Source organism: Pseudomonas sp. 32_A (genome assembly GCF_017490905.1).
Taxonomy (GTDB): domain Bacteria; phylum Pseudomonadota; class Gammaproteobacteria; order Pseudomonadales; family Pseudomonadaceae; genus Aquipseudomonas; species Aquipseudomonas inefficax.
In genome coordinates, this window is sequence record NZ_JAFGYI010000042.1 from 16,256 (window position 1) to 28,692 (window position 12,437).

The window sequence follows — 12,437 nt, forward strand, 5'->3', positions numbered from 1 at the left end:
GACGGCATCAGGCTGCTTCGACCTTTTCTGCTTCAGTGCTGGCGCTGACCATCACTTTGTCGAGTTCGCTCTCGTTCAGGATCATCGAACCGTCGTTGTCCAGTTCCATGGTCGGAACGCCATCTTTGTCCTTGGCGACCTGACCGTTGACCTTCTTGAGCTTGAAGATCGGGGTGGTGATGACGTTCACCAGAATGGCCGCCAGGGCGTAGCCGTTTTCGATGGTGCGCACGATCGACTCGTTGTGCTTGGCCAGTTCCGCCTTGGCATCGACGTTGCGGCCTTTGAGGTCCTGCAGGAAGCTGTCGATGTCCTTCAGGCTGTCGAAATACTGATTGAACTGGGCGTAGATGGACATCAGCGAACGACGGATCTTGCGGGTGTAGTGTTCTGTTTCACCGAGCATTTCGGTGGCGCGGGCAAGCTTGCCGACTGCCGCTGTAACGTCCTGGTCGGCTTTGCGGGCGTTTTTCAGCGCTTCCTCGCCGTGGCTGTTGTAAGCCCAGCCAGCAATCGCCAGAACCGGGGCGGCCACTGCGGCGCCCAGAATTGCGGTACCGCCTGCCATGCCCAGGCCACCAGTAGCCAGAGAGCCGCCACCGATTGCCGCCAGGGTGGCGTTGGTAGCAGCAACACCAGCCAGCGACGAAATGGCGGTGCCGGTCGAAGCCGCACCCAGGGCCATTACCCCGCCATAGACGGCGAAGCCCGCCGCAGCGCCTGCAGTACCTGCACTTGCTACGGTACCCAGCACGCCAACAGCAGTGAAGCTGTAGCTGTCGACCTTCTGCAGGTTGTGCTTGGGAATGTTGACTTCCAGTTTGTGCTGGCGGCCAGCGTTCATCTGGTCCAGCAGTTTGTCGGCCAGTACCTTGAATTCAGCAAAGCTCTGGCCGATCTCCAGTTCCTTTTTCCCCAAAGCTTCGAGAGCGGAAGTTGTTTTGGTTTCCTGCTCGTCAAAGATTTCCTTCTTCGCCTCGTAGCGTTCTTGGGCGCCTTTGACAATTTCGTCGGCTTCCGAATGACGTTGGTATCCGTCGTAGCCTTTCTTGGCTCCGTAAGCAGCTGTAACCAGAGCGGCGGCGCCGAGGATTAGAGGAAGCGGCATGGCAATGTCCTTTTGGTGAATATCGATATCTGTCTAGGTTTGCTTTCGCGCTCACATTGAGCGGAGGCAGCGGAAAATCGGCACAACGTACTGCAGGGTTGAGGTCAGGCGGGGCAAGCTTCCAGGTAGAACGCTTGCATCGAGCGCAAACGCTGGCGGATCTCGTCGACCCAGACCTGTGGGGCATGTAGGCGGATGTTGTCGTTGAGCGCGAATATCCACCAAAGCGTCTCCCGGTCCAGTGGTACCGTGGCACGCAATCGCTTCCAGTCCTCTGAAGGCAGGTCTGTCAATTCCTGTTGGTGGCTGAGGGGCGTCTCGTGCAACAAGGTGGCGATCTGCGGATGAACATCGGCGATCAGTTCTACATGGGCGTCGGACTGGCGCAGGTTGAATACGCCGCTGGCGATGTAGTCATCGACATCGAAGCTGCTGTGCAACTCGGCAGCTTCGCCGAGCACTTCGATTTGCTGGATGCGATGCAATGCAAACTGGCGCAGGTCACTGTAGTCATCAACCGTCGCAACCAGGTAGCTGATGGCATGGCGCGATACCAGCCCGGCCGGATGCAGGCGAAATTGCTTGATGGCATCTTTGCTGCGGCTTCGATAGCTCACCTGCAATTGCCGACGCTCGAGCAAAGCGCTGGATACCTGTGCCCATACTTCAGGCAACACCGCAGCCGGGATCAAGGTTTTACCGTTGGGCAATGCACGAACGCGCCGCGCCCAATCGGCCAGGCTATTGGTGCCTACGCCATGCAGGTAGTTACGGGCGCGGCGGAACTGCGGGCCCAGTTGGTCCAGGACTGTTTGCGGCAACAAGGCATGCAGATGGTTTTCGGACAGGTAAAGCGCCAATGCCGTAGGTGCATCCATGTCTTGCAGTTGCAAGGGCGCGTTACGGGTGAAGCTCCAGCGAAAAGGCATCTCGCTGTCGTCGCACACAAGGGAGAAGGGGATGGACAACCGATTCAGGTCGCGTTGAATGGACCGCAGCGTGACCGAAAATCCGCGATCGCGAAGTTTCTCCAGCAACGTGGGGGTGGCAATGCGCTGCGGCTCTGTCGGGATAAGACGGAGCAAGGCAAACAGTCTGAGCAGCGTGTCCTTCGCTTGTGACATGAAAACGACCTTGTTCTGGATCACCGGCTGCCCGGCACGACTTCTAGCTGTGCGGATCGTACCGGTGAATGGTGGCCATATGCTAGTGGTAATGGCGGTTTAATGGCGCTTTTGCGCGCCAATTTTTATCGCCTTGGTATTGCGCGGGCTTTGCGGGCTCACTGCCGTTGCGCTTTTTCGCGTTTGAGCTCGCTGTACTCGCGATACCACTCGTATCCCTTCTTCACCACCACGGCAAAGCCGATGACTGCAAACAGGTCTCTCATATTCGTTTTCCTCCTGGCTTGGTGTGGGTAGCTTTTGCCAGGAGGACGACAACCTGTGTCGCTGGGGGGCTGATTGGCGTTGCACAACGCGTGAACGCCACGCTTATCAAGGTCTCCTCAACCCGACCGCCCAAACCGCTTGCGATACTCTGCCGGCGTAACCCCCACATGCTTCACGAACGCCCGCCGCAACGTATCCGGATTGGCAAACCCGCACAGCGCCGCCACCTGCTTCGGTGCCTCCCGCCCAGCCTCCAGCCGCGCCCGCGCGGCATTCACCCGTGCCAGCTCCACCCACGCCGCCGGGGTCATCCCCACATCACCCTGAAACACCCAAGGCCAGCGCCAGGTCCAGCCCGGCCGTTACCCCCGCAGCGGTACGCAGGTTGCCGTCATGCACCTGAATGGCATCGGCATCCACCTGCACCCGCGGGTAACGCTCGGCCAGCGGCTGCGCCACGGCACCCGCTGATCGCTCTGGTCACGGCGGGGGTGGAAACCGATGTGCTGGGGCTGCACCACGAAGGGCTCGGGATTGCCGCACGGGATGCCGTGGTCCAGGCGCACCCGCGTGGGGAGCGGTTCAAGGAGGCGATCATCCAGTCGTTTTACGACGGGATCCGGCACAAGCCGCAGACCACGTTTGGCAACGTAAAGGCGGATGTGATCGCGGACAAGGAGCCTGCATTCCGGCCGGGGAATTTCTGCAGTGTTATTCGGCAGTCCTGCTGGGCGAGCTGAGTAAAGCGGGCGCAGGATGGGAGCAGCTATCTTGCTCAAATTCTAAAAGTTGGCGCGAATCCCTGTAGAGCGGCCTTGTGTCGCGATGGGGCGCGAAGCGGCCCCAGGTTTTCAGCTTCGCAGCATAGATTGCCGGGGCCGCTGCGCGGCCCATCGCGACACAAGGCCGCTCCTACAAGGGCCAGTGCTGGCTTGAAGAGATATCCAAGACAGTTGCTCCTACAGGCAATGAGGCAACCTGACGGGCAAGACAGAGCCCGGTCGCCTAGCGCTCGCGATTCGCCACCCCGAACGGCACATGCACCATCGGCAAGTCCCCCGCCGGCGACTGCAGGTGGCTGCGCTGGTCATCAAAGAACACATGCGGCTTCAATATCGACAGCACCCTGGGTTTTTCCATCCCGCCCAGAAAGAAACACTCGTCCGGCGATACGCCCCAGTCCTTCAACGTCGTCACCACCCGCTCATGCGAAGGGGCATTGCGCGCCGTCACGATGGCAATCCGCAAGATTCGCTTGTACGCCGGGTCTTCGGCCAGCTTGCGGTCCTCGAGCATGCGAATCAGCGAAAGCTTGCGGTACAGGTCCGCCAACGGGCCCGGCGAATGCGGTATGCCTTTGCGCGCACGCTCATGCTCCTGAAACTCGTTCAGGTTGTCGTCGCGCTTGTACACGCGCTCGGCCTCGTCATCGGCAATCACCCCGTCAAAGTCGAAGGCCACCCGCAGTTCGGTATCGATCTCGTCATCGTAGATGCGTGTCGGCAGCACCCGCCCGGCCGGGTAGTCGGCGTCGATGGCTTTCTGCACATCCTCCTCGTTGGCGCTGAGGAACAGCGAGGCATTGAACGCCGGGATGTACTCGTAGGGCGAGCGGCCCGACATGAACGCCGCGCGGGTGATGTCCAGCTGGTAGTGGCTGATCGAGCGAAACACCCGCAGGCCGGTTTCCGGCGAGTTGCGCGACAGCAGCACCACCTCCACCGGCAACTGCTCGGGGAAGGCCTGGTTGATGCTCAGGAAGCGGCGAATGAACGGGAACGCCACACCCTTGGGGAAGGGTTCGTCCAGGTTCTGCTGCTGGTGCTGCCGGTACGCCTCGACGCCCTGGGTCTGGTAGATGTCGTCCGAGACGGTGAGGTCGAACAGCGCGCTCGAAGCAACGCCGATGACCAGTTTCTGTTCGATGGGGTAGGGCATGAAGCAACTCCTGAGCATGAGCTGAAGGCAAGTGTACCCGTGCGCTGTGACGAAAGCCTTCGGTACCAGCACGCGCTATCGGCATCAGATGAGGATGTAGTCGCTACGCACCATCAGCGGCTCATGCGCCCCTTCGACCAGGTGCACGAACTGCCCTGCCACCTGGTCGATCGCCAGGCAATCGTCGACATCCAGCAAGGCATCGGTATGCGGCTTCAGCCAGTCCGCCTGCATGCGTTGCTTGCCCAGGGCCTTGGCCTCGGTCTTGCTGTGGGCGGTGACCAGCAGGTAGCGGTGGGCCTCGCCGAACACTTCGCGTTCATAACCACCGAGGTTGATGAAGTACAGGCGCAGCGCACCGGGGGCGGGGGCGTGCGGGCGCAGTTCGATGCGCTGGCCGTCGACACCATGCACTTCCAGCCACGAATCGATGTGCAAACCTTTCGGGCTGCCGAACCAGGCCTGGCGCAACTGCGGGTAGGCCTGTTCGAAGGTGTCGGCCAGGGCGAACACCACATCGTGGACTTCGATCTTGGCGCCGGGGTGGCGGCCTCCGAGCATGACGACGTAAAGCATGGGTGGTCCTTTGCGGGGCTAACGTAAGAATGCGGCATTGTACTGCCTGATTCGCGGATGCCGCTTTCATGGAACTGCACAGGACTCATTGAATTAGCAGGGCCCCTGTGGGAGCGGCTTTAGCCGCGAACACCGGCGCAGCCGGTGCCAGGCACTGTGTTGGATTCTTCGCGGCTAAAGCCGCTCCCACAGGGTCCGCGTACCGTTTGCGAATTCAGTTCTCTGCGCGACAGCTCCGGCCTGACAGTTGCTCCACCAGAAAATCCACGAACACCCGCACCCGCGCGGGCATCGCCGGGCCGCCGACGAACACCGCATGGATCGGCTCGCGATCACCGGGGTTGTACACCTCCAGCAACGGCACCAACTGCCCGCTGGCCAGGTCATCGGCCACGGTAAAGGTACCGATGCGCGCCACGCCGGCGCCGAGCCTGGCCAACTGCGCCAGAGCCTCGCCGCTGCTGCATTCGATATTGCCCGTCACCTTCAATGAAAACCCCTGCCCGTCGCGGCAGAACGGCCAGTCGGGCGCGGCGCGGCGGAAGTTGAAGCGCAGGCAGTTGTGCCGAGCCAGGTCCTCCGGCACAAGCGGCGTACCGCAGCGCGCCAGGTACTCAGGCGAAGCGACGATCACCTGGCCGGTTTCGCCAATGGCACGGGCGCTCAACGAACTGTCCGGCAGGTGGCCGAAGCGCAGTGCCACATCGGCCTGGCCGCCGAGAATGTCGGCCACTTCGTCACTGAGGGTAAGGTCGACCAGCACCTGCGGGTAGCGCGCACTGAATGCTGCCAGCAACGGCACCACGGTCAGGCGACCATGGCCCAGCGCTGCGCTGACCCGCAAGCGCCCGCGTGGCACGCCCTGGTCGGTGATGGCCTCTTCCACTTCGAGCAGGTCGGCCAGCACCCGCCGTGCACCGCGCAGGTACGCTTCACCCTCGGGCGTGAGGGTGATCGCCCGGGTGGTGCGCAGCAGCAGGCGGGTGCCCAGGCGCTGTTCGGTGCGCGCGAGGATGCGGCTTACCGCCGAAGGCGTCAGGCCCAGCGCCCGGGCGGCAGCGGACAGGCTGCCCTCCTGCGCCACCTTGGCGAATATTTCCATCTCCCCGGATCTTCCACTGAAGTCCATTTGTGCCTCTTCAGCAAAGGTGGTTCGCAAAAATGCAGTCTAGTGCGGCTCAGCTTCGGATCGTAGCATTTGCAGCACAGATAAGGAGCTTGCCATGCGTATCAATCCACCTCTTGTCGCACTCGCCATCGGTGCCTTCGGCATCGGTGTCACCGAGTTCGCCCCCATGGGCATGTTGCCCAGCATCGCCACCGACCTTGGCGTCTCCATCCCCGCAGCCGGGCTGTTGGTCAGTGCCTATGCGATCGGTGTGCTGATCGGTGCACCGTTGATGACCCTGGCCACGGTGAAGATCCCGCGGCGTTACCTGCTGATTGGGCTGATGGCCATCTTCACCCTCGGCAACCTGATGTCGGCCCTGGCCAGCGACTACGCCAGCCTGCTGGTCGCCCGCGTGGTCACCTCGCTGAACCACGGTGCGTTCTTCGGCATCGGCTCGATCGTCGCGGCCAGCGTGGTGCCGCCCGAGAAGCGCGCCGGGGCCGTGGCCGCCATGTTCATGGGGTTGACCCTGGCCACCATCGGCGGTGTGCCGCTGGCGACGTGGTTCGGTGAAATGCTGGGCTGGCGCACGGCATTCTGGGGCATCGCCGGGCTCGGCCTGGTGGCAATGACCACCCTCTGGTACGCGCTGCCCAATGTGCCGTCGCCCAAGGGTGGCGGGGCCATGGCCGAAATCCGTGTGCTGGGCCGCGGGCCGGTGCTGGCGGCGTTGCTGCTGACTGTGGTGGGCTCCAGTGCGATGTTCACGGTATTCACCTACATCGCGCCGATCCTGCAGAGCGAGGCGGCAGCGTCAACCACCTTCGTCACGGCCATGCTGGTGTTGTTCGGTGTCGGCCTGACCCTGGGCAACGTGTGGGGTGGCAAGGCCGCCGACCGCTCGATCGACCGTACCCTGATGCTGGCGCTGGCCGTGCTGATTGCGGTATTGCTGGTGTTACCGCTGGTGATGGACTGGTCGCTGCCGACTGCGCTGGCGATCCTGGTGTGGGGCGTTGCCAGCTTTGCCCTGGTGCCACCGCTGCAGATGCGGGTGATGGAGGCGGCCAAGGATGCGCCCAACCTGGCGTCGGCAGTGAACATCGGGGCGTTCAACCTGGGTAACGCGATTGGTGCGGCACTGGGCGGGGCGGTGATCAATGCCGGGCTGGGGTATTCGGCGGTTTCCCTGGCGGGGGCGGCGATGGCGGCGGTTGGTTTGGTGATGGTATTGATGTTTGCCTGGCGTGGGCGGGCGGTAGTGTTGGGGGATCGGGCAGCGGTGTAATGGCTTGAGATCCTGGGGGCGCTTTGCGCCCCTTTCGCGACGCAAGGCCGCTCCCACAAGTCAAGCGAGCGCCATCCTGTGGGAGCGGCCTTGTGTCGCGATGGGCTGCAAGGCAGCCCCACAGTCCTGCCCCGGTCGTTAACCTGTTGCCATCACGGCGTACCGTTACGGCCATGCAGGTGATAGGCCGGGCGTTCGCTCAGTCGCTCGTAATAATCGCGCACTGCCGGCAGGTGCGGGTGCTCGAACGGCGTTTCGAACCAGCGGTTGACTGACAGGCCAATGGGGATGTCGGCCAGGGTGAACTGGCCGCCGGCCACGTAGGCACCGGTGTTTGCCAGCTGGCGGTCAAGAATGTGCATGTAGCGCGCCCAGTCCGCGCAGCCGGCGGCCAGGGCCTGTGGGTCCTGGTGGGCGGGCGAGTGCTTGACCAGCGACATGAACGCGTAGCTCCAGGACCGGTTGAGGTCCGAGGCCTGCCAGTCGATCCACTGGTCGATCCTGGCCCGCGCCTGCGCCTCGCCCGGGTAGAACGCGGTGGCACCATAGCGCGTGGCCAGGTAGCGGATGATGCTGTTGGACTCCCACAGGGTGAAATCGCCATCCTGGATCACCGGGATCATGGCGTTGGGGTTCAACGCAAGGAATTCGGCGCTGTCCGTGGGCTTGAAGCCTGCCCCCCAGTCTTCGCGCTCGAACGCGACCTCGAACTCGGCGCACGCCCACAGGACTTTTCGAACATTGATGGAGGAGGCTCTGCCCAGTATCCGTAGCATGGTGTTCATCCTTGTGGGGGGAGATTGATCGTCCGTCACTGCCGGTTGCCGGTCAAGAGCCTGAGTGGCGGCGGAGCATCCACTTTGTAGGGTTCTTGTAGTCCATTTCCGAAAGTAAGCCTTTCCACCCCCAAGGTTATTGTGGCGGGGCAGGCAGCGCCCTAGTCTCGGCACGCTCGTAACCCCGAGGAATGGACATGGACAAAGACACTCCGAAAGAAAACAGCAAACTCAATGTCGTGAGCGCAGCAAGCCGTTTTGGCAACGGCGGTACCGAACTGGTGCAGATGAACGCTCAGCTGACGATGCGCACCGCGTTGATGGAGGCCTCGAGCATCATGGGCTGCATTACCGAACTCACCCGCAAGGCCATCGACCGGCCCGGTGACCGAAAGGCGATGATGCAGGCCACGTACTACCTGGCAGGCATGGCCAAGGCATTGATCGATGGCCAGTTGCAACAGTTGCGCCAGGCGCGGGCAGGCGAGCAGGAGCCTTAGTCAGGCTTGCCTGGGGACCATGAACTTGGCACCCTTGGCCAGCTTGAATCGCCTGTATCACGACAGAAGGAAGTTCGCATTGAGCTGGGACAAGGTGGGGAAACTCCTCGTAGCCGTGCTGCTTGGCCTGGTGGTCCTGCTGGCCGCCTATGGGGTGCTCAGGGGCAACCCGCGCCTGGAGGCATCGCTGACCTATGCCTACCTCACCTATCCCAGCCAGTTCAGCGAGCGCATCAGCAAGGCCAGCGAACAGCTCAAGTACGAGCAGTTGCAGGGGCGTATCAACTCAATCAGCGAGGGCAGGCTGAGCCACGATCAGGTCGAGCGGCTGATCGAAACGGCCCAGGCGCCGTATGCCCAACTGTTCGCCAAGCCCTTCGAGGCCGGGTTGGTCGACCACCGCACCGGTCTGCTCATCGAGCTGCGCAACAGCGGTGATGCGCAGGTGCGCCAGGTAAAAATCCGCCTGCCGGCGAAGGGCCTGGTGCAGGTGCGTGATGCAGCTGGCAATGACACCATCCTGGAAACCTCCACCATGCAAGCGGATATCCCTGTCATCGAGCCAGGTGGTACATGCAAGGTATGGGTGTATTTCGACGCGGACTATTCGCAGATCCGCCAGGGCGGGGTCAGCATCAGTCACGCCGATGGCAATGCCGACATACAGGTGTCCCGCGAGGTCATCGGTTTCCCGGCCTGGGTAGCGCGCTACAGCCGCGAGCTGTTGGTACTGCTGGGCCTATTGGCGGCCAGCGTGCTGGGCCTGGGGTATGCCTGCCTGTCGCGTCGCCGCGTGGCGTGAGCTTGCCGGGCGTGTCTTCAGGGCAAAAGTCATTTGCCGCAAACTCAACAATCGCCCGTTGACAACCCTCTATAGTGCTCGGCATTACAAGACCCATGCCGAGCCTGCCCGATGATCCCCTCCCTGGACTCCATTTTTTCCCGCCTGCGCCTGCGTCAGTTACGCCTGCTCATCGAACTGGACCGCTGCGGTTCCCTGCACAAGGCGGCAGAGGCCATGGCAATTTCCCAGCCCGGAGCCACCAAGGCCTTGCGCGAGGTGGAGGAGGTGCTGGGTGTGCCACTGTTCCAGCGTCTGCCCAGCGGCCTGGTGGCCAATGACGCAGGTCGTTGCGTGGTGCGATATGCGCGGTTGATCCACAGCGACCTGGGGCATTTGCGGGAAGAGGTGCTTGGCATCGTCCAGGGCCAGGGGGGACGGCTGGCGGTAGGCAGCATCATGGGGGCCATGCCGACCCTGGTCGGCGCCCTCGGGCGTTTGCGCAGCAAGCAGCCGCAACTGGCGGTGGAAATTGCCGAGAACACCAGTGCCAACCTGCTGGCCCAGCTCGATGAAGGTCGCCTGGACCTGGCCATCTGCCGGCCAGGGCTGGGCCGTAACGCGGCGGACTATGCCTTTGTCGAACTGGCCCACGAGCCGCTGGCGGTAGTCGCGCACCCGCAGCACCCGCTGGCCGGGGCGGCGGCGCTGGAAGTTGGCGACCTGAGCCAGTACCGCTGGGTTGTCTACCCGGCCAACATGCCCATGCGCCAGGCGCTGGAGCGTGAGTTGAGCGAGGCGGGGGTGGAGGTGCCACGCTATCCGCTGGAAACCTTCTCTACCTTCGCCACATTCATGTTGCTGGAAGACGACCCGGCACTGGTGGCGGTGATCCCCAGTGCGGTGGCGGCCTTTGCCGAGCAGCGCGGGTTGCTGGTGTCGCTGGCAGTGAAGCTGCGGGCACTGAGCGAGCCGTTCGGGATCGTGCACCGGGTAGCAGCGCCGCTGTCGCCGGCGGCGCGGTTGCTGGTGGAGGAGCTTACGGCCGGTTGAGCCCTGTTGCGGCCCCCTGTGGGAGCGGGTTTACCCGCGAAGAACACGACGCGGTGGATGGCACCGGCTGCGCCGGTGTTCGCGGCCACGGCCGCTCCCACAGGTACAGCGTAAGCCCGAAAGCCTGCGCCGTATCTGTGGGGGCGGGCATGCCCGCGAAGCAGGCGACGCGGTGGATGGCACCGGCTGCGCCGGTGTTCGCGGCTGAAGCCGCTCCCACAGGTACAGCGTGAGCCTGAAAGCCTGCGCCGTACCTGTGGGAGCGGGCATGCCCGCGAAGCAGGCGACGCGGTGGATGGCACCGGCTGCGCCGGTGTTCGCGGCCACGGCCGCTCCCACAGGTACAGCGTGAGCCCGAAGCCAGCGCTGTACCTGTGGGAGCGGGTTCACCCGCGAAGCAGGCGACGCGGTGGATGGCACCGGCTCTGCCGGTGTTCGCGGCCAAAGCCCCCAGGAATCTCGCAATCTCGATCTCAGAACTGCCGCTCGCGGTAATCGATCAAGCTGGAAAACACCGCAATCAACACCGCCGCTACCACGAAGAAAATCAGCGCGAAGAAGTAATCGCCGGTGAACTGCACGATCAGCCCGATCACGATCGGCACCAGCACTCCGGCCATGTTGCCGCAGAAGTTCATGGTGCCACCCAGCACGCCGGTGCGCGACGGCCCACCAATGATCGCCGGCAGGCACCAGTACATCCCGCACCAGCGGATGAAGAACATCGCCACGCACAGCAGGCTGATCACCGCGACGGTTTCGCCCACATAGGCTGCCGCCAGGATGCACAGCGCCGCCACCAGCGCCGAACCGCTGAACATGGTGCGCATCACCAGGTTCGGCGAGGCACCACTGGCCCGCCAGCGGTCACCGATCCAGCCGCCGATCAACTCGCCGACAAACCCGCACATGAAGATCAGGAAGGTCGCCCCGCCCATGGCCGAGATGTTCAGGCCATGCGCCTTGTGCAGGTAGCTCGGCATCCAGGTCAGCAGGCCGTAGAACACCGCCAGGATGCAGCTGTAGCCGGCGAACATGGCAAAGATCGAACGGTCCTTGAGCAGTTCGCGCAGCGGCAGGCTGGCCTTGGCTGCCGCGGCATGGGCGCTGGCGTTGCCTTCGGTGATGTGGCGCAGTTCGGCCTCGTTCACCCCCGGGTGCTCGCTGGGGTGGTTGCGGATGTACTTCCACGCCAGGATGCCGGCCAGCACGGTGCCGACCCCGGCCACCACGAAGGCCAACCGCCACGAGCCCAGCCAGGCAATCAGCCCGGAAATCAGAATCGCCCCCAGGGCGCTGCCCAGCGGCGCACCGCCATCCACCAGCACCGCGCCACGGCCACGTTCGTTGGGCGTCAGCCAGGCACCATTGAGCTTGGCCCCAGCGGGCATGATCGGCGATTCGGCTACACCCAGGCCGATGCGTGTCAGCAGCAGTACCAGCCAGTTGTGCGAGGCCGCACCCAGTGCCTGGAACAGGCCCCAGGCCACGGTTGCCGCGCCAATGATGCCGCGGGTGTGGAAGCGGTCCAGCAGCATGCCGCCAGGGATCTGCATCAAGGCATACGACCAGAAGAATGCACTGAGCATCAGCCCTTCCATGGCCGGCGTCAGGTTGAACTCGGGGGCAATCAGCGGCAGCGCTACCGACAGCGAGGCGCGGTCGATGTAGTTGATTGCGGTCAGCAGCAACAGGATCAGGAAGATGCGCCAGCGCACCGTGGTCATCGGGGCCGCAGCGGGCAGCGCCAGGTCGGCCGGGGAGGGGATGGTCTTCATCGCAGGAGCTCGTTGTTGTGATTATCGGGAGGCGTAGCAACTACGCAGGCCGATTGTTGGAGCGCTGCCAGCAGTGCGGGTAATGAAAAGAGCTGATCCGCCAATAACGCCAGCTTATTACCCAGCCAGGGGATAAG

Annotated in this window: 13 protein-coding genes and 1 pseudogene; 5 read left to right on the plus strand and 9 right to left on the minus strand. The window is 63.3% G+C overall.

What is annotated here, in order from left to right; genetic code table 11:
* Window positions 1-7 precede the first annotated feature (7 nt).
* The 4 genes from J5M58_RS21300 to J5M58_RS28020 all read right to left on the minus strand — a co-directional run bounded on the left by J5M58_RS21300 (window position 8) and on the right by J5M58_RS28020 (window position 2,958).
* Entirely contained in the window at window positions 8-1,108 is a 1,101-nt protein-coding gene (locus J5M58_RS21300; RefSeq protein WP_112252268.1) for a chemotaxis protein, read from the minus strand.
* Between the two features lie 104 nt (window positions 1,109-1,212).
* Window positions 1,213-2,232, minus strand: coding sequence for a YafY family protein (locus tag J5M58_RS21305; protein WP_112252283.1), 1,020 nt, complete (start codon window positions 2,230-2,232; stop codon window positions 1,213-1,215).
* A 383-nt stretch (window positions 2,233-2,615) separates the two neighbouring features.
* Window positions 2,616-2,810: a helix-turn-helix domain-containing protein gene (locus J5M58_RS28015; protein ID WP_243432442.1), complete on the minus strand. Its 195-nt coding sequence runs from the start codon at window positions 2,808-2,810 to the stop codon at window positions 2,616-2,618.
* A gap of 7 nt (window positions 2,811-2,817) precedes the next feature.
* Window positions 2,818-2,958, minus strand: coding sequence for a hypothetical protein (locus J5M58_RS28020; protein WP_243432443.1), 141 nt, complete (start codon window positions 2,956-2,958; stop codon window positions 2,818-2,820).
* Between J5M58_RS28020 and J5M58_RS21315 the strand changes: the two are divergent.
* Window positions 2,955-3,239, plus strand: a pseudogene (locus J5M58_RS21315) (phosphohydrolase); the annotation flags it as partial. The gene J5M58_RS28020 and the pseudogene J5M58_RS21315 sit on opposite strands and share 4 nt — an antisense overlap.
* A gap of 265 nt (window positions 3,240-3,504) precedes the next feature.
* On the opposite strand, the gene J5M58_RS21320 reads toward J5M58_RS21315, so the two are convergent.
* The 3 genes from J5M58_RS21320 to J5M58_RS21330 form a co-directional block, all read right to left on the minus strand.
* Complete coding sequence (locus tag J5M58_RS21320) at window positions 3,505-4,437, minus strand: 5'-nucleotidase (protein ID WP_112252267.1); 933 nt, start codon at window positions 4,435-4,437, stop codon at window positions 3,505-3,507.
* Window positions 4,438-4,521: 84 nt separating this feature from the next.
* Window positions 4,522-5,013 carry a DUF1543 domain-containing protein gene (locus tag J5M58_RS21325; protein ID WP_013972028.1) on the minus strand — a complete coding sequence of 164 codons (492 nt, stop codon included), beginning with the start codon at window positions 5,011-5,013 and terminating at the stop codon, window positions 4,522-4,524.
* 214 nt (window positions 5,014-5,227) lie between these two features.
* Window positions 5,228-6,142 carry a LysR family transcriptional regulator gene (locus J5M58_RS21330; RefSeq protein WP_112252266.1) on the minus strand — a complete coding sequence of 305 codons (915 nt, stop codon included), beginning with the start codon at window positions 6,140-6,142 and terminating at the stop codon, window positions 5,228-5,230.
* A 94-nt stretch (window positions 6,143-6,236) separates the two neighbouring features.
* On the opposite strand from J5M58_RS21330, the gene J5M58_RS21335 reads away from it, so the two are divergent.
* Window positions 6,237-7,412 (plus strand): MFS transporter, encoded by a 1,176-nt coding sequence (locus J5M58_RS21335; protein WP_207879499.1) that lies wholly within the window; start codon window positions 6,237-6,239, stop codon window positions 7,410-7,412.
* Window positions 7,413-7,564: 152 nt separating this feature from the next.
* On the opposite strand, the gene J5M58_RS21340 is transcribed toward J5M58_RS21335, so the two are convergent.
* On the minus strand, window positions 7,565-8,188 hold the full coding sequence (locus J5M58_RS21340; protein WP_207879501.1) for a glutathione S-transferase family protein: 624 nt from the start codon (window positions 8,186-8,188) through the stop codon (window positions 7,565-7,567).
* Window positions 8,189-8,385: 197 nt separating this feature from the next.
* On the opposite strand from J5M58_RS21340, the gene J5M58_RS21345 reads away from it, so the two are divergent.
* The 3 genes from J5M58_RS21345 to J5M58_RS21355 all read left to right on the plus strand — a co-directional run bounded on the left by J5M58_RS21345 (window position 8,386) and on the right by J5M58_RS21355 (window position 10,522).
* Window positions 8,386-8,688 (plus strand): DUF3077 domain-containing protein, encoded by a 303-nt coding sequence (locus J5M58_RS21345; RefSeq protein ID WP_207879503.1) that lies wholly within the window; start codon window positions 8,386-8,388, stop codon window positions 8,686-8,688.
* Window positions 8,689-8,767: 79 nt separating this feature from the next.
* The gene (locus J5M58_RS21350; RefSeq protein ID WP_207879505.1) at window positions 8,768-9,490 is read left to right on the plus strand and encodes a hypothetical protein; all 723 of its coding nucleotides are present in this window, start codon (window positions 8,768-8,770) and stop codon (window positions 9,488-9,490) included.
* Between the two features lie 111 nt (window positions 9,491-9,601).
* Window positions 9,602-10,522: a LysR family transcriptional regulator gene (locus J5M58_RS21355; RefSeq protein WP_207879507.1), complete on the plus strand. Its 921-nt coding sequence runs from the start codon at window positions 9,602-9,604 to the stop codon at window positions 10,520-10,522.
* A gap of 473 nt (window positions 10,523-10,995) precedes the next feature.
* On the opposite strand, the gene J5M58_RS21360 is transcribed toward J5M58_RS21355, so the two are convergent.
* Window positions 10,996-12,300 (minus strand): MFS transporter, encoded by a 1,305-nt coding sequence (locus J5M58_RS21360; RefSeq protein WP_013972035.1) that lies wholly within the window; start codon window positions 12,298-12,300, stop codon window positions 10,996-10,998.
* Window positions 12,301-12,437: the final 137 nt, after the last annotated feature.